This window comes from Corynebacterium sp. HMSC065H09, from assembly GCF_001812845.1.
In the GTDB taxonomy this organism is placed as follows: domain Bacteria; phylum Actinomycetota; class Actinomycetes; order Mycobacteriales; family Mycobacteriaceae; genus Corynebacterium; species Corynebacterium jeikeium_D.
In genome coordinates this window covers 35,191-50,096 of record NZ_KV810590.1, presented here as the reverse complement: position 1 = coordinate 50,096, position 14,906 = coordinate 35,191, and the positions used below count along the sequence as shown (strand labels likewise).

Genomic DNA, 14,906 nt, shown 5'->3' with positions numbered 1-14,906 from the left:
GACCCGGCCCGTCCCGACCCGGTGCCACCCCGACAACTACTCCCCTTGTCGAACGGTTTTTTCGTCGACGGGAAAGTTTTTGGGTACGACAAAGGCCGCGTCGTCAAAAGCGCGTAGGCTCTCTTAGACGCACCGCATGCTCGTTTGTTTTTCGCCCCTCCTATCGCGGGGCGTGTACTCGAAAACTAGTTGCGGCGGCGTCGGCGACGGCGACGTGCGAAAGGCTCCGCTCCTTTGGCGGGACCGGCATCGCGCACGTGCGATGCCTTACGGCCCTGCGGCGCACCGCCCGCATGGTGTGCGGGGAGTGCCGGAAGCGACTGGACAACATTGACTTGAATAGTCTCGGCTGGCTGCCGAGAACTCCCTTTGGCGGCTCTACCCTCAGACTCAACCTGGCCATGGGAATCAGTATTGGGGAACTGCGGCTTGCCGGGCTCCTGGCTTGGGCCCGCGGCCGGGGACTTAACGCGTACCGTTTTTTCTTCCTGAGAAGGGGTCACTGCCCGACTGGCTGCCGGGTTGTCCTGGGCCTCAACCTCGTCCGCGATAAGCGGATTCGGGAGTCCCTCCTTCTTGCACCAGCGCGCAACGAATCCCTCCCAGCGGGAGAGCTTCTTACGCAGCTCCGGGCCATACATTGGAGACTCTGGTGGGTCGAGGAGCGGAAGTTCCTCCTCGGCGCGTTCGCCTAATTCATGCCGCAGCTGATTACAGCCACGGCATGCCGTCACATAATTGTCTGGGGTCGTCGGCGCATCGATGTCACGGTGGTCGTACTCACGGCCACGATCGGACTTCTTATCGCCCCAGACCACTTCATCACCGCAGTACCGGCACTGGTCTCCATCACGGAGCATGACCGGCACCTGCAACCCAGCACGGTTCTGATCGTTACGGCGTTTCGTTGCCTTCGACTTCGCATCGGAGCGGATGACATGAACAAACGATTCACGCTCAACGAGCACGAATTGCCGCTCACCTTCAGACTCCACCTCGGTGATAATCCCGATAGTGATCAGATCCTGAAGTACAGGCTCCACCCGGCTAATGCCGATATGCCGGACGGCTGCACCATAGGTGATTTTGTAATCCGTCCACTGCTGCGCAGAATGCGTAAACAACGCTGACGCCGCGCCTTTGAGTTCACTGACCAGACGGTCATCGCCACGTTCGGCTGCCAGCTCGTAGGCTCGCATCCACTCCGGGGCCTCGTTGAAAGTATCGCTGACCCTTACCCATGCCATGGTGCATCACTCCCGGACCGGGGCTGCCCAGCAGAAATATGGGAAGCGGTAACAATCATTCTTCGAACTCCAAATCAAAAACCGGCGCGGTAACAAAATGAACCAACACAACTGCTTACGGATCTCTACAACAAGGCACTGGTAGCGCCACGGCTAATCCTCGCTTTCCTCGTGATAACCGGCTTGGTCATCACCTTCATCAGACGGATAAGGCCACATGGTGTTCGCAGAAACAGTGCGGGACAGCACCCGGTACCGCACAGGCAAGCCATATGTGCGGGCCCGCAGACTGCACGCCTGGTGCACATCTTGTGCCTGTTCTGCGCTCATCCATGTCACCCCAGCGACGCGCAATGAATTCCATGTGTATCCACCATCTGTTGACGCCACCACACAGAACTGCCTGACGGCCTTGTTATTGCTTACGCCGCTGTCACCCATCAAGAAACCTTCCCCGTTACTGCCGGCCGTTGCGCCCACTGACATGCAGACAGCAACTGCGCTGCCGTCCGACGAGCCTCGTCGACTGAGGCGAACTCAATGTCCCCCAGGCGAACCTGGGGGCTACCACAGGCGGACATACTCCGAGATGCTTCAACATCGCCGAACTGTGCGATATCACGGCCGTAACGCCCAACATCCCATGAGTAGCAATGCTCAATGAACAGCTTGTCCGGCCGCACGAGCTGGACCTCCACCGCGCGGGCGTACTCGTTCGCAGTACTGACAGCGTCTTCCCACGAGCCACACCACGCGATGCCACCGGTATCGTCCTCAACAACCCACGGCAACAAACTGCTTCCCGTCTTCTTCACCTGGAGCGTCATGGCTACGCCACGCCTCCCAGCGGACGAGCGTTGACGACAATGCACTTGGCCGGGGCATCCTCCTGCAACTCGGGCGTCTCTGGCTCCCTGTGGTCTTGGTTCTGGTCTTCTGCGTCACTGTCAATCTTCTTGGTGGTCATCGCGTATCTCCTGTCCATCAATGGTTAATTGCCCTGGAATCTCAGTGCGGGCGGGGCGCTTACGAGGGCCAAGGAATCGGTAAATCTGAATTTGGCGTCGCGTTTGCTGCTGCTCCCACCAACGCTGCGCAGCTGATTCATCTGATGTCATCTAGCTGTCGCTTTATAGTTCTTCGTCATCTCATTAAGCCGTCTGCGCTCACGCGCAACACGTCGCTGTTGCATGCGCTGTTTCTCCCGCTCAGGCATGCCCGCTCGCCGTTTACCATGAGCACCAGCGCACACATGCCGCTGGAACAGCAAATACCCCTGAGACCGCTTCCGCAGAGCTTCTTCCGCACTGAGGAACACAGCAGCACCATGTACGATCTGCACGTTCCCATCTGGATCAGACGATGCATCAAGGGCAAGTCGATGCCCCAATGGTGTGCACGCCCACCGGATAGGGAAACCGCAGTGCCTACAAACCCTTTGGCGTGGCATTTTTCCTCCTCATGTTTGACTACTATCGGCTGCTTAGTGCTTTTCGCCGCGGTGGACAATCCGCAACACGTGGGCTTCGACCTTCATCTGGAAAATCAGCCATCTTCTGCGCATCATGCTGATTTCAGCCCCTCCATACGCTGCTTGACGACGGGAACTGCAGCCCACGCTTTCTGCGCCGACAGGCCATCCCGTTTTCGGCACCATGCAATCGCTTCCCGAAGGGTGGCCCCTAATGACGTGAAGTGCAGGAGATCTAGCGCAGTGGCTTCCGTATCTGACAGCTCAAACTCAACCTGCGCCATCGCATTGACGTCAGCCATAGCGACGGATGCAGTACCGGCGATGATTGCTTCCACTGCCTCACAGCGCACTCGAGCTGACTCAGCGATATGTTCTACTGACATTCCCAGTTCTATGAGCTCAAGAACATGCCCCCGAGCATCAAGCCGGCACACCTCATCACCGCCTGGCGGAACTTCCTCAATACCCACCGCGGTCTTCAAGGCATCTTGCAGCGAATTACAGATCACGGCCGGCGGAATCCCTGCCATTGCTACCTGCCAGCGACCGTCTGAGATTCGGCGGGCGCACCGTGGCTTATCTTTCTGGTTCACCTTGCACCTCACTTGCGATGTGCTCGATGAACTCCTCAAGCTGGCGCATAACGCGCTTGTCATCCTTATTGAAAGTGACCAGGTTCTCCAAGGCCCCTCTGGTGATGAACTGCTGCCCATCCCCATGCCGGCCTAACCGCCGAGGAAGCGTTGCCGGAAACCTCAGACTACGAGGCATCTCTGACATCACATCACCGAACGACACCTCGAAATCAATCGTGGCCGGTTTTCTGTTACCTCGGGGCACGGGGACTACTACGAGCACCCACCGATTCTTCGGTGAGCGAACTCGACGAAGCTGTTTCATGTCATGCCTCCGGCCAATACCGGGTCGCAGAAACGCCACTGTTGTTCTTTTTCATCTGGAGAACACGCTCAATGCTTTTGACAGACTTTGAAATAAAGACCGCCGTGCACAACCAAAAAATTGTTGTGATTGTCCAAATGATTGGCACAAAATTGAAATTGTCGTAGCCAGTAATGATGACCATTACAAAAGAGGATGCGGCAAGAATCAGCGACATTGCCCATTGCAATTTGTTCCTGGTGTTGACGTGGTCCAGCAAATCGTAGGCGTCGCGCCACATTGAGCGGCTGAACTTAACGTTTGGATTACTCATTTATGCTGCCTCCCGTGGATCGCTCGGGAACCCAACAGTCATAACGCGATCAACTTCGGAGCTGAAGATGCGCCAGTGCTGGCGACTCCCAGGGGTCTTTGGCATCGTGCGAAGGCGTCCCGCCTGGCACCAGCGATAGACGCGTTGAACATCTATGCCGAATTCGTCGGCGAACTCGCGCGGCGTCAGAGTTCTCCGTCTGGCGATCATGGTTACCTCCGTAGACTGTGTATGCTTCATGGCAGTGTTCCTTTCAACACTTTCGGCCTGTCCCTGGTGCTAGCGGGGGCGGGCCCTTTTATTTGGTTTGTGCGGCGCGCAGCCAAACCGCCGTGCGAAAGGCCCACGGCATTGTGGCTGGCTTGCGGCGACCGATTCTCATATCGCCTACGCGCCAGTGCCCGGCAGAGGAATCGAACCCCTGAGTAACCATTCGGGCTGTTCTTATTTCGCCAATCTGCTGTAGTCCGACCAAGGGACCGCTCTGGCTACATATGGATGTGTAAGAGGAGTGCGACACCTATCTGCGAGCTCCAACACTTCGACAACGGTGCCGACTGCCCGGTAAGGAATCGACACTGATGTGTCGTTGTCCGTATTGGTGATTGTGATTTCGCTTTCGTTGGCGTCGATTCTCGTGTTTCCGATTGCTGCTTTTAATTCCACGTGTGCTCCCCTTTACTGCCCTGGTTTTGTTGACGCAGTTGCATTAGTGTCAGCCGTTACGATTTGTCCATGAGTGAAAACGAATTCCGGCGCCTCGTAGCTCGAGTAGAGCGAGCGGCTTCGCACCGCCATGAGCTGTGGAGTCTTGGTGTCGAACATCTGAAGGCGAACCCGATTGAGCGCCGGGTTGTAGGCGACGGCGATATCCGTTCCTTTCGTCTCCAGGCGACCGCACCTGTGCCAACCGAGCTGTCCCTCGTCTTCGGAGAGTGGCTGTACCAACTTCGTGCCGCTCTCGATGGGCTGATGTACGAAATCGTTGTCCGAGAAACCAAGTTGGACCCTCCGCCAAATGCCGGCCGGATTTCCTACCCGTTGTGCAGATCTGCCGGTGCTTTCGCCTCGTGCAATACCTATGGAGTTTCCGATAGGATTCGCCGAGCTATTGAACGCACGCAGCCCTATCACGCCACCGGAGGATTCAGCGGAAGTGCGCTGTGGTGGATTCATGAGCTCGCTCGAATTGACCGCCATCGACGTGGGCATTGCCTCGTGTGGCGCATCATCGAGCTGCAGGTCAATTCCAACAGCCCGGCCATCGACGCCTCGCGCTGTGGTGTATGCAATCAGCTCGAGGCTTTCATCCGGGGTGATGAGGAGTTGGAAGCCGCGTGGATCGCTCTCCGCCGCGGCGTCGAACTCAACGCGAATGACGGAGTAGATATCACTTGGCGTCTCCAATTCGATGTAGCCGACTGGGTCCAGCGCATTCCCCGCAGCTACGGTGTTTGGAGCCTCGATGACCGAATGGCCAACGCAGAAATGTATCTCAGTAAGACCATCGAGTTGTTCGAGCAACTCTTCATCGTTGATGACGAGATACTGGCTTAGGCCACTGTCATGGAGTCTGGTTAACATTCGTTGACGCAGTTGGCCTCTAGCTTTGGCTAGATTCATGTACTTCATCGCCGCTTCCTCCTTTCGCTTGTCGACGGTTGCCCTGCCCAGCACCTTCCCCAGCACTGGGCAGCTCTTCAGTTGGATAAGATTCCCGCTTAGGGGACGCTTCCCCGGAAGGGAGGTGATTGAGATGATGAACCTGTCCGAACACGTCCCGTTCACTGTTGAGTTCAAGTAGTGCTCGTTGGAGTCGTTCATCTTCGATTGCAAGCGCTACTCCGAATGCGCCGGCTAGGCGTTGCGCGAGGGAAAGCGCCAGTAGTTTTCCGCGCGCGTCTAGTCGGCCAAGAGAATTCGCAACGGTGCCGCCGTCAGCCAAGTTTGTGCCAAGCGCGTTGAGCAGCCCCAGCATTGCGAGATTCGTTGTGGTTTGGGCTCGAAATATCCATGCCATCTTTGTGTTTCCTTCCTTTCGTTTGTCGACAGCTGCCCCGCACCTTCCCCAGCACTGGGCAGCTATTCAGTTGGATAAGATTCCCGCTTAGGGGACGCTTCCCCGGTTGGGAGGTGATTTTCTGTGGAGGATCCAGATGCCCGCCCACGCGGTTACAGCAATGAAGACGTAGAGTTCGCGCTTCGTCAGGCTGGTCTGAATGATTCGGCTGATTTGGTTGTTCTGCTTGCAAGAGTTCGGAATGCATCTGTTAAGCAGAGTGAAATCAATCCGGCCGGGGTCTTTTTCAGCCACGTTGACCGTTCGCTTCAAGAAGTTGTCCACACGATTACTGGACTGGAACGACGTATCGCGTGGCTTGAACGGCAAGTCGGCGAACATCCGCTCGACTAGGTCACTGTCCCATCGCGTCGACTGTGGTACTCGCAGCATTCGCGCGGTGGGACATTCGTTTTTGTTCTCACACATCTCTATTTCCTCCTTTCGCTTTTCGACGGTTGTTGCCCGGCACCTTCCCCAGGGCCCGGCGGTCGTGTCACGCTGGTTTAGTAACCTCCTCGATAACGCTTTTGCGTTAGAAAGGAGGTGATTGTCTTGGCTAAATCTGCTGGCAAGAGTTCTGGCAAGGTTCACCGCAGCGCTATTACAGGACGCTTCGTGAAGGCCTCTACCGCTGCTCGCCACCCGAAGACCACGGTTTCCGAGACTCGGTCTAGGGGTAAGAAGTAGTTAGTTGCCCTGGTCGTGCTTCGTTGCGTCCAGGGCCTCCTGCACGATTACTGCCATCACATTCGCCAGAATTTCGTATTCGATGTGGATTCCCTCACTGGCACCGTCTACATCGATGTTGACTCCTGTATCAGTGCCCTCGATATTGAGCTTCGCTACTTTTGCGCCCATAACTGCAATCTCCTTTTTCGCTTGTCGACGGTTGTTGCCTGGCACCTTCCCCAGTGCCCGGCGCGATTTTTCTTATGCCGCCTGCTTGGTTGCCGTCTCGACTGTGTAGAACAGTGAGTCAAACGGAACTTGGAAACCTAGTGACGCTCCCGCGATAAATGCTGCGGATACGTTTTCGCCCTCCATCGCACGCCGGTATGTTCCCCGGCTAACTCCGATGGTTTTGGCCATCTCGGTCTCGTTCTTTCGGGTCAATCGGCGCAGTTCGTTCATCTGCTCGCGCTTGACCTTGACTGCGTAGCTCACTGAATCACCTCCGCGCTTCTCATTCACCGTCATGGCTTAACCTTAAGCCACGATGGCCTACCTGGCAACCATCACCCCTTTCGCGGGGTGGCTTATTTACAATCCACCCAGGTCACAGTTGTTCGAGGTGGCTTATTTATGTACCATTGGCGACATGCAAACACTTACTGAATGGGTCAAAAACATCACCAATGACGCATCCTGGCGTTCTATCGCAGATGAACTCGGTACAACGCACTCCACGATTCAAAGACGGCTAAAAGCTGACACCGCAAGCACGGTCATAGAACTAGCAACCGTTTACAGCGCAAACCCTGTTTACGGCCTGCTCGCTGGAGGATGTATCTCTAATGCAGATCTCGAAGAGTTCCATCGACAAGGAGACCTCGATGCATATAGCGATGTTGAGCTATCGGAGGAGATCGTTCGCAGGCTTCGCGCCCGTGAGCAGAATGATGCGTTCAACGCTACGGTGTTCGAATTCCCCGGGCCTGAATCCGCCCCGGCTGATACACATGACGGCACCGTCACGGAATGGGACGGCAGCAAACCAGCCGCCGCCGATAGCAGCCCAGACGAAAACGAAGAGCGAATCAAACGAGGTGAAGACCCCATTGACTAGACCAGACCACATCGCCATCTACACCACAGAAGACGGCAAGAGACACGTCCGCCTCCAACTCACCCAAGGCACCGCATGGCTAACCCAAAAACAAATGGCCGAACTCTTCGACGTCACTAGCGCATCCATCTCACATCACGTACAGAACATAACCAGGGAAAAAGAAGTATCCGGCAGTTTCAAACAACTTTTGAAAGTACCCGGTCAGAGCAGGTCTGTGAACCACTACAACCTCGATATGATCCTCGCTGTCGGATACCGGGTACGCGGCCCCCGAGGCACGCAATTCCGAAAATGGGCAACCGAAGTGCTCAGCGAATACCTCACCAAAGGGTTCGCGATGGACGACCAACGCCTCAAAAACGACGGCGCAGACACTCACTTCGATGAACTGCTCGAACGCATCCGGGAAATCCGCGCCTCAGAACGACAATTCTTCCGCAAGATTTGCGACGTTATTGCAAAAACCAGCGATGATTACGAAGAGAAAAAGAACTACGCCGAAGTCAAGAACTTTTTCGCCAGCATCCAAAATAGGCTCCACTTCGCAACCCACCATCACACCGCTGCGGAAATCATTTTTATGCGCGCCGACCACACAAAGACCAACGCAGGCCTCACGACGTGGGCGGGAGAATCGCCCCACAAAGCGGATATGGCGATAGCAAAGAACTTCCTCACCAGCGACGAACTACGGAGAATGAACAGGCTCACATCCATGTTCCTTGATTATGCGGAAGACCAGGCTGAACGCAGAAAATCTGTTCTCTTAAAGGACTGGATAGCCAAAGCTGACGCCTGGCTCGTCTTCAACGATAGAGAAGTACTACAAGGCTACGGGACAAGGTCAAGCAAGCAGGCAATCAGCAAAGCAAACACCGAGTGGGACAAGTATCAAAGGACCCTTGATACCAGGGTTAATGAGTTGGACATGAAGCAATTGGAGCAGGAAGTAAAGGAACTGAGCCGAGGTGAAAACCCCATCGACTAACGAGCTCATCTCCATCGCCGAAGCCGCCGGTGTGCGCGTCACATGGCACATGAGAGGCCCCAAAGGGGCATGGATACCCTATGAGCGACGCATTAGCCTGCGCCACGGCATGGACGACGCCGCCACCCGCTGCACTATGGCCCACGAACTCGCTCACATGTGGCTAGGCCACCCAGCTCCGGCGAGCAATAGACAAGAGCGGCAAGCTGATCGTTTCGCGGCTCGGTTACTCATATCACCGGTTGAATATGCGCTCGCGGAACAGATTTACGAGGCACGTCCACAGTTAATTGCAGCGGAATTAGGGGTTACAAACGAAGTACTTGCCATATGGCGGGGTATGTATGAAAGGCGCACTGTGTGAGGGGCTTGGCTTACGTTAGTTAGATTGGTTCGCTATAGTTGGGCTTGACATGAATCGTCGCCCAACGCGCCCCATGTCACCGATAAGGCGAAGCCCCCACGCCGCCGCCAAGCAAACGTGAGGGCTTCGTGAGACTAGTTAGTTAGCCAAGTTATCGTCTCGCGAACCGCATCCGCGAGTTCATTGGCTACTAACACCGTGAAGGCTCGGACTGCAATCTCACCAATTGCTTTCCGAGCTTTCCCTTTTTCCGGCTTATCGCCGGTTTCCGGTTTCGGCATTTCATCTCACCCCCTTCCTTAAACGGAGGTGGACCCAACTAGCTGGTGCTATTCCAGTTCCACGCGCTTGCGGTGGAGACTTTTCGCACCGCTAGGAAAGGGGACGCTATCAGAGCGTCTTCTTTAGCTTACATGGTTGTTGTTTCCCGATGGCACCTTTGGTTTCCAAACTTGACACATAACGCATATTTACGTTATAATGGTTATAGTGCGCGAGCGAAACGCACTAGAAGGAGAGGTGAAAGATGTGGATTACACCGACATCATTGCCACCATAACCCTGGTAGTCATGATCATCATCTGGCTAGACACCAGGAACAAATAAAGAAGCCCCCGGCTAAAGCAGCTAGCCGGGGGACTTCCCCCACCACACTACACGAAAGGACACACTGTAATGCGATTCATACTCATCGGAGCATGCACCGCCACCATCATGACACTGGCCGGAGCATCACCATTCTTTATCCCAGCCTTCCTCGCCATCGGCTACGCCATCGACCACAACCGAAAGAAAATCTCCTAATGCGCCCCATCATCATCGACGAAGACACCGGCCGCCGACTCTGGAACAGCGCCGAATGCGCAACCCACATCGGAGTTAGCCCCAGGACCTGGGCGAACTACCACGCCAACAAACGCACACCCCAACCGGTAGCAACCTGGGGCAAATCAGCCCCCCTCTGGGACGCTGAAGAAATCAAAACCTGGCACCAAAACCGCCCAGGCTCACCCGTCAAAAATCACCCCACCAAACACGGCGTCGACATCAACGAACCATGAGACTCATGAAGCAATAAGACACCTCGGCAGCAAATGTTTGGTTCGACCGCATCGAGCCGCTGCTGGTGGCCATGAACGAGAAACTACGCAATAATACTGATTCATGAGGTATCTTTCACCGCTGCGCTATCCAGGAGGCAAAGCACGACTAGCCCCCTACCTTCAGCGACTCATCACCGCCCAAACACCCCGACCCACGCACTACGCAGAACCATTCGCGGGCGGAGCAGGCGCAGCATTGAAGCTTCTCACCGATGGCATCGTCGAAGAAATACACCTCAACGACCTTAACCCCGGCATCGCAGCCTTCTGGCGCAGCATCACCACCGCCCCAGAGGAATTCTGCGAATTGATTTCCGAAACCGCAGTGAACCTGGACGAATGGCACAAACAACGTGTCACCTACCTCGCAGGAGAGACAGGAAACGATCTCGCACTAGGATTCGCAACTTTCTTCCTTAACCGAACCAACCGCTCGGGAATCCTCCACGCCGGCCCCATCGGTGGCCACGACCAAAAAGGCACATGGAAAATAGACGCACGCTACAACAAGAGCGGTTTAATCACGCGTGTACAGCATCTCGCACAATACCGACACCAAATACACGTCACGCAGATGGAAGGCCTAGATTTCCTCGACTCCATCTCAGATCTAGGCTCCAAAGTATTCATCTACGCAGACCCTCCCTACGTTGTCCAAGGTGACGGCCTATACCTGCATGCCTTCGACGAAGCAGCGCACGTAGACCTGGCAAGCAAACTCGCAGATACACACGCACCATGGATGCTCACCTACGACGATGATCCCCGAATTACGGACATCCTCTATCGAAACGTGCGGTGCGCACGTTTCCCCATCGCCCACACAGCACATAAGCAACACATCGGAACAGAAGCTGTCATCTATTCAGACTCGCTCCACGTACCAGACGTACAGCTCACCAGAGGCCGAACAGCAGAGTGGGTAACTACGTAGACGCATATCGTAGACCCCTATGTTCCTCAACGTTTCCGTATAGTAGGCTTTGTCACGTCCCCAACAGTTTAACCAGAAGGCGAGGAGTGATGACCGATGACCAACCTGGAGTACATCATGAGCCGTCGCAAGACTCCAGTAATCGCCCGCTCGACGGACGGTCGAGTGATTCGAGCGACTCCGATTCACGACCCATCGGAAAACTTTCGGAAGGGCTGGGAACAGACAGGCACGGCTCTACGCAAAGCAATGGACCATTACGGAGCGATGACGCGATAACAGCCGAAGTAGTATCCGAAAACTCAGAAGCATTCGCCCGAATGCTTCAAATTCGGCAAGGTCCGCTTCCTCCAGCCGAGGAACTAGCCCGATACGAGCAAGCCTTCCCTGGAATTGCAGAACGAATTGTATGCATGTCCGAAGGAAGTATCTCTGCTGCGAACGAGGCCACACTATCCGAAGCCGAAGTGAATAACGCAATCGCCTACTCAATCCGCGAAGATGCAAACTCACATCGCCGCGCCCAATGGATTTTTGCCGCGCTCACCGCAACCTTGATTGTGGGTGCCGTACTAACTTCCGTCAGTGGCACCAGCGGCACAACCGCATTCGCATTCCTAGCCGCATTAAGCGGCTTAGGAGTCCTACTAGCACCGCGCGCGATGACTAGCTGGAGTAATAAAGACAAAAGCTCCTCACCGCAGGAGTAATCTCGCCGCAGGAAGGCGTTTGTCATGGCTACCGTCTCCTACTACAAAACGAAAAGCGGCCGACGCTGGCAAGTGCAATACACGAAACCAGATGGTTCACGTACCCGCAAACGCGGCTTCCCAACCAAAGCAGAAGCCCAAGCCTGGATAGAAGACCAAGGCGTCGCACAAAGAAAAGGCACGTGGGTAGATCCCGCTCTGTCCAACATCCCCCTATCCGAGCTATGGGATCCATGGATAGCAATCAAGAAAATGCGCCACGGTACCTCAACATGGAAGCCACTAGACTCCGCCTGGCGCACCCACGTCAAACCCCGCTGGGGATTAACGCCTATTAACCAAATCACCACCGAGCAACTACAGACCTGGATAGTAGACCTGTCTGAGAATAAATCCGTCACTATCGTCGAACGCTGCCTAGGCGTTATCCGCGGGTTGCTCGAGCTTGCCGTCACCAACAAACGCCTCAGCACAAATCCGGCTACTGCCGTGCACTGCCCGGCGCGGAAGCGGCCGAAGCAGGTGTTCTTGTCTTTGGAGCAGTTGGAGGCCCTGGCGTCGAAGTGCTCGGACGATAAGAAGGCGCTGGTTTGGTTGTTGGGCACGTCTGGTTGCCGTTGGGGCGAGGCTGTGGGTTTGACGGTTGGTGATGTGAATCCTTTGCGGGGCCGTATTTCGGTGACTAAGTCCGCGTCGACTGTCGGTGGCCGGGTTGTGGTTGGAGCGACTAAGGGGCGTCGTGATCGTGTGATTGCTGCGACGCCGGCCGTTTTTGAGCTTTTGGTTCCGCTGATGGCTGGGAAGAGTCCTGATTGCCTGTTGTGGGAGAAGCGTGGTGGTGGGCATTTGACTACGCCGTCGAAGCGGTCGTGGTGGCATTCTGCTGTGGATGCGTGTGTTGCTGAGGACAGTAGTTTTCCTTCTTTGCTTACCCCCCATGATTTGAGGCATACTGCGGCGTCGTTGCTTATCTCTAATGGGGCTTCTGTAAAGGTCGTTCAGGCTCAGCTTGGGCACGCGAGCGCGAAGGAAACACTGGATATTTACTCTGGTCTTTTTGACGAAGATCTTGATTCAGTGATTGATGCTGTTGGTCGTGCGCAGCGTGCTGCTGGGTCTCGAAGAAAGAACAAGGGTGAGCCAAAAGTGAGCCAAAAAGCCGACTAAACTTCCATATCCTGCATATATACGGTCGTGCCAGAGGTTCGATTCCTCTCTGGGGCACAAATACCCTCGTGACCTTTTACATATAGGGCGCGAGGGTTCTTTGTTTTTCTCACGACCGGCCACTACGCCCCCTCCTGAGAACGCATCACCCAGCAATTTCCAGAAACACTTGTGTTAGGCTTACCTAATCACGTGGCGTGTAGACTTCCGCCAGTACAAAACAGCCCAAGACTTGTTGAAGGACAGTGACAACTATGGCTGGCCTAGCTAAAGCAGCAGCACCGAAGCGTAAGCCCCGTAAGGCACACGAGGCAACAGTTACTGGACGTCGCCAGATTTCCCCAGACCTTGTTCGTTTGAGCATGAACTCGCCTGCATTTGTGGGCAAGGAGCTGGAGTTTACCGACCATTACATCAAATTATTGTTTGTGCCAGAGGACGCTGATTACTCCTGGCCGTTCGATATTGCGAAAATTCGCGCCGAACAGCCGCGAGACAAACTGCCAATCACCCGCACATACACTCTGATTAATGTGGACTCCGAAACCGGCGACTTTGACGTCGACTTCGTCACCCACGGCGATTCCGGCCTGGCTGGACCGTGGGCACGCGTAGCCGAAATCGGAGACAAGCGTGGCTTCTTAGGGCCAGGAGGCGCATGGGGACCTGCAGCAGAATATGAACACTTTGTACTCGCCGGAGACGAGTCCGCAGCGCCAGCTATCAGCGCCGGACTGAAGCACCTCCCAGCAGGCACGACCGCAACCGCATACATCGAAATCGAGTCCGAAGATCGGAAGTTTGAGCTCCCAACCCGAGAGGGTGTGGAAGTCCATTGGGTCCTCCGCAACGGCGCAACCCACGGCACAGAGCTATCCCGCGCAGTGCGCGAGGCGGGCATTCCAGAAGGTAAGAAAACTAGCTGGTTCATCCACGGTGTCGCCGAGATGATCAAGGAATTGCGCCGCTTCCTCTTCGTCGAATCTGAGATCCCGAAGAAAGACGTTTCCATTTCTGGCTACTGGCGTATCGGTATGACCGAAGACCAGTGGCAGTCTTCTAAACGAGAATTCAACGCTGAGGTTGAGGCCGAGGAGGAAAGAGCCAGGGCCTGACGCTTGCTCGAACGTTAGCGCTCGCTACGCCTTTCAACAACGACGCGTTTTCCTGCCAACCAGTCGAATGGGTGCCAGCGGCAAACAGCAACCCAAATCATCAGGACACCAAAAAACAGTTCAACGTTTGGCTCAAAACCCGTAGGCAAGAAAATCAGCGACAATAGGTAACAATTACGTACCGCTGCCCGCCAACCTCTGTGCCAAGAATCGTCTCCTGATTCGAGCTCCGATGTTCCCTCTGGCTGAGCGACTTCGAACGGAGTTGCCCCAGAGTCTGCTTTCCGCGCTGGAACAACGTGTAGCAAAAATGCGCTTTTACCAAACGTCTGTTCACCGCGAGCCTCTGCAACCACGCGCACAAAGAAAAAGACAGCTGGGAATATGACACCATACAAAATCCTGAACTCTGGCGGACTCGGCAGCGCCCAGTTCGCCATGGCTGCTTCCCACGCAAGTTTGCCAAGTGCCACAATGATGGCAACAAAGATTCCTACAAGGAACGAATCCAGTATCCACGCGCCACTGCGCCGAGCGAACAAATCCGCATTACTCTTTACGGGGAATCGATTCGGGGTGCGCCGATACATGGGACACACGCTATCAAAACCACTTATGACTTCACAGACGAATTGCCTTTCCCTACCGCACCCGTTCTGCCACGATTAGAAGCATCCAGTATGCAAATCGAAAAGTCGACTGTATAGTTGCCGGTTGAATCAACCTATCTATTGGGTGTC

The 14,906-nt window shown here is 55.2% G+C and carries 23 protein-coding genes and 1 pseudogene; 13 read left to right on the top strand and 11 right to left on the bottom strand.

The window, feature by feature from the left end; genetic code table 11:
• Window positions 1-185: 185 nt before the first annotated feature.
• The 6 genes from HMPREF2878_RS07370 to HMPREF2878_RS07340 all read right to left on the bottom strand — a co-directional run bounded on the left by HMPREF2878_RS07370 (window position 186) and on the right by HMPREF2878_RS07340 (window position 4,174).
• On the bottom strand, window positions 186-1,247 hold the full coding sequence (locus tag HMPREF2878_RS07370; RefSeq protein WP_070653167.1) for an HNH endonuclease: 1,062 nt from the start codon (window positions 1,245-1,247) through the stop codon (window positions 186-188).
• A gap of 440 nt (window positions 1,248-1,687) precedes the next feature.
• The gene (locus HMPREF2878_RS07360) at window positions 1,688-2,074 is read right to left on the bottom strand and encodes a hypothetical protein (RefSeq protein ID WP_070653165.1); all 387 of its coding nucleotides are present in this window, start codon (window positions 2,072-2,074) and stop codon (window positions 1,688-1,690) included.
• Between the two features lie 2 nt (window positions 2,075-2,076).
• The gene (locus HMPREF2878_RS11300; RefSeq protein ID WP_168165349.1) at window positions 2,077-2,214 is read right to left on the bottom strand and encodes a hypothetical protein; all 138 of its coding nucleotides are present in this window, start codon (window positions 2,212-2,214) and stop codon (window positions 2,077-2,079) included.
• A 596-nt stretch (window positions 2,215-2,810) separates the two neighbouring features.
• Window positions 2,811-3,314, bottom strand: a complete 504-nt coding sequence (locus tag HMPREF2878_RS07355) for a hypothetical protein (protein ID WP_141753125.1) — start codon at window positions 3,312-3,314, stop codon at window positions 2,811-2,813.
• Window positions 3,315-3,622: 308 nt separating this feature from the next.
• Window positions 3,623-3,934: a hypothetical protein gene (locus HMPREF2878_RS07345; protein ID WP_053412340.1), complete on the bottom strand. Its 312-nt coding sequence runs from the start codon at window positions 3,932-3,934 to the stop codon at window positions 3,623-3,625.
• Window positions 3,935-4,174: a helix-turn-helix domain-containing protein gene (locus HMPREF2878_RS07340; protein WP_070653159.1), complete on the bottom strand. Its 240-nt coding sequence runs from the start codon at window positions 4,172-4,174 to the stop codon at window positions 3,935-3,937.
• 495 nt (window positions 4,175-4,669) lie between these two features.
• On the opposite strand from HMPREF2878_RS07340, the gene HMPREF2878_RS11185 reads away from it, so the two are divergent.
• Entirely contained in the window at window positions 4,670-5,491 is an 822-nt protein-coding gene (locus HMPREF2878_RS11185) for a hypothetical protein (RefSeq protein WP_141753124.1), read from the top strand.
• A 46-nt stretch (window positions 5,492-5,537) separates the two neighbouring features.
• Here HMPREF2878_RS11185 and HMPREF2878_RS11180 read toward each other — a convergent pair whose 3' ends face one another.
• Window positions 5,538-5,954, bottom strand: coding sequence for a hypothetical protein (locus HMPREF2878_RS11180; protein WP_141753123.1), 417 nt, complete (start codon window positions 5,952-5,954; stop codon window positions 5,538-5,540).
• Between the two features lie 123 nt (window positions 5,955-6,077).
• Here HMPREF2878_RS11180 and HMPREF2878_RS07330 point away from each other — a divergent pair, with 123 nt between their 5' ends.
• Both HMPREF2878_RS07330 and HMPREF2878_RS11575 read left to right on the top strand, forming a co-directional pair.
• On the top strand, window positions 6,078-6,347 hold the full coding sequence (locus HMPREF2878_RS07330; RefSeq protein ID WP_070653155.1) for a hypothetical protein: 270 nt from the start codon (window positions 6,078-6,080) through the stop codon (window positions 6,345-6,347).
• 201 nt (window positions 6,348-6,548) lie between these two features.
• Window positions 6,549-6,683: a hypothetical protein gene (locus tag HMPREF2878_RS11575; protein WP_256375039.1), complete on the top strand. Its 135-nt coding sequence runs from the start codon at window positions 6,549-6,551 to the stop codon at window positions 6,681-6,683.
• Here the strand turns inward: HMPREF2878_RS11575 and HMPREF2878_RS11295 are convergent, their stop codons facing one another.
• Together HMPREF2878_RS11295 and HMPREF2878_RS07325 are read right to left on the bottom strand one after the other, a co-directional pair.
• Window positions 6,684-6,854, bottom strand: a complete 171-nt coding sequence (locus tag HMPREF2878_RS11295) for a hypothetical protein (protein WP_156324826.1) — start codon at window positions 6,852-6,854, stop codon at window positions 6,684-6,686. It abuts the gene before it with no gap.
• A 72-nt stretch (window positions 6,855-6,926) separates the two neighbouring features.
• The gene (locus HMPREF2878_RS07325; RefSeq protein WP_070653153.1) at window positions 6,927-7,193 is read right to left on the bottom strand and encodes a hypothetical protein; all 267 of its coding nucleotides are present in this window, start codon (window positions 7,191-7,193) and stop codon (window positions 6,927-6,929) included.
• A 121-nt stretch (window positions 7,194-7,314) separates the two neighbouring features.
• On the opposite strand from HMPREF2878_RS07325, the gene HMPREF2878_RS11290 reads away from it, so the two are divergent.
• The 3 genes from HMPREF2878_RS11290 to HMPREF2878_RS07310 are packed head-to-tail and all read left to right on the top strand — an operon-like array spanning window position 7,315 to window position 9,137.
• Window positions 7,315-7,782: a hypothetical protein gene (locus HMPREF2878_RS11290; RefSeq protein ID WP_168165348.1), complete on the top strand. Its 468-nt coding sequence runs from the start codon at window positions 7,315-7,317 to the stop codon at window positions 7,780-7,782.
• A complete protein-coding gene (gene rhuM, locus HMPREF2878_RS07315; protein WP_070653195.1) occupies window positions 7,775-8,773 on the top strand; it encodes a RhuM family protein in 999 nt (332 codons plus the stop codon). The genes HMPREF2878_RS11290 and rhuM overlap by 8 nt, the downstream gene beginning before the upstream one ends.
• A 49-nt stretch (window positions 8,774-8,822) precedes the next feature.
• Window positions 8,823-9,137: an ImmA/IrrE family metallo-endopeptidase gene (locus HMPREF2878_RS07310; RefSeq protein WP_070653198.1), complete on the top strand. Its 315-nt coding sequence runs from the start codon at window positions 8,823-8,825 to the stop codon at window positions 9,135-9,137.
• Between the two features lie 134 nt (window positions 9,138-9,271).
• On the opposite strand, the gene HMPREF2878_RS11285 is transcribed toward HMPREF2878_RS07310, so the two are convergent.
• Window positions 9,272-9,418, bottom strand: a complete 147-nt coding sequence (locus tag HMPREF2878_RS11285) for a hypothetical protein (protein WP_168165347.1) — start codon at window positions 9,416-9,418, stop codon at window positions 9,272-9,274.
• Between the two features lie 394 nt (window positions 9,419-9,812).
• Between HMPREF2878_RS11285 and HMPREF2878_RS11570 the strand changes: the two genes are divergently transcribed.
• From HMPREF2878_RS11570 to HMPREF2878_RS07285, 7 genes and pseudogenes are all read left to right on the top strand, one after another.
• Entirely contained in the window at window positions 9,813-9,941 is a 129-nt protein-coding gene (locus tag HMPREF2878_RS11570; RefSeq protein WP_255456356.1) for a hypothetical protein, read from the top strand.
• A gap of 360 nt (window positions 9,942-10,301) precedes the next feature.
• A complete protein-coding gene (locus HMPREF2878_RS07300; protein ID WP_053412744.1) occupies window positions 10,302-11,174 on the top strand; it encodes a DNA adenine methylase in 873 nt (290 codons plus the stop codon).
• A 96-nt stretch (window positions 11,175-11,270) separates the two neighbouring features.
• The gene (locus HMPREF2878_RS11280) at window positions 11,271-11,453 is read left to right on the top strand and encodes a hypothetical protein (protein WP_053412745.1); all 183 of its coding nucleotides are present in this window, start codon (window positions 11,271-11,273) and stop codon (window positions 11,451-11,453) included.
• Window positions 11,454-11,494: 41 nt separating this feature from the next.
• A pseudogene (locus HMPREF2878_RS11635) lies at window positions 11,495-11,587 on the top strand (DUF2335 domain-containing protein); the annotation flags it as partial.
• Window positions 11,588-11,884 carry a hypothetical protein gene (locus HMPREF2878_RS11275; protein ID WP_245621857.1) on the top strand — a complete coding sequence of 99 codons (297 nt, stop codon included), beginning with the start codon at window positions 11,588-11,590 and terminating at the stop codon, window positions 11,882-11,884. It abuts the pseudogene before it with no gap.
• 24 nt (window positions 11,885-11,908) lie between these two features.
• Window positions 11,909-13,051, top strand: a complete 1,143-nt coding sequence (locus tag HMPREF2878_RS07290) for a site-specific integrase (protein ID WP_070653149.1) — start codon at window positions 11,909-11,911, stop codon at window positions 13,049-13,051.
• A 254-nt stretch (window positions 13,052-13,305) separates the two neighbouring features.
• Entirely contained in the window at window positions 13,306-14,166 is an 861-nt protein-coding gene (locus HMPREF2878_RS07285; protein WP_016423293.1) for a siderophore-interacting protein, read from the top strand.
• A gap of 14 nt (window positions 14,167-14,180) precedes the next feature.
• Here the strand turns inward: HMPREF2878_RS07285 and HMPREF2878_RS07280 are convergent, their stop codons facing one another.
• Complete coding sequence (locus HMPREF2878_RS07280) at window positions 14,181-14,756, bottom strand: RDD family protein (RefSeq protein WP_016423294.1); 576 nt, start codon at window positions 14,754-14,756, stop codon at window positions 14,181-14,183.
• Window positions 14,757-14,906: the final 150 nt, after the last annotated feature.